Here is a 396-nt window from a genome sequence, read left to right as displayed (position 1 = left end):
ACAATCCCGCCTCCCGGGTCTATGTGGGCAACAAGGTGAAGGCCTGCGAGGAGTGCGGCGTGCGCTCACTGCATGTGGCACTGCCCGCCGACACCCCCGAAGTCGAGATGCTGGCACGCATCGCCCAGCTCAACGCCGACCCGACAGTGCACGGCATCCTGATCCAGTTGCCGCTGCCCGGCCACATCGACGTGCGCCGGGTGCTCGAAGCCATCTCGGTGCATAAGGACGTAGACGGCTTTCATCTCTACAACGTCGGCGGCCTGGTCGTGGGCAACACCATCTTCCCGCCTTGCACGCCCTACGGCGTCCAGCTGCTGCTCGACACCACCGGCACCGAAGTGGCAGGCAAGAACGTGGTCGTGGTCGGCGCGAGCAACATCGTCGGCAAGCCGA

The 396-nt window shown here is 65.4% G+C and carries 1 protein-coding gene; it reads left to right on the top strand.

Features of this window, described 5'->3' with window-relative positions; translation table 11 throughout:
* Positions 1-396: tetrahydrofolate dehydrogenase/cyclohydrolase catalytic domain-containing protein (locus DNK49_RS23430; RefSeq protein ID WP_279386442.1), on the top strand; the 396-nt coding region annotated here is incomplete at both ends.

The organism is Parazoarcus communis SWub3 = DSM 12120 (assembly GCF_003226565.1).
GTDB lineage: Bacteria > Pseudomonadota > Gammaproteobacteria > Burkholderiales > Rhodocyclaceae > Parazoarcus > Parazoarcus communis.
The sequence above is the reverse complement of the archived record's forward strand: the minus strand, read 5'-3'. Positions and strand labels throughout refer to the sequence as shown.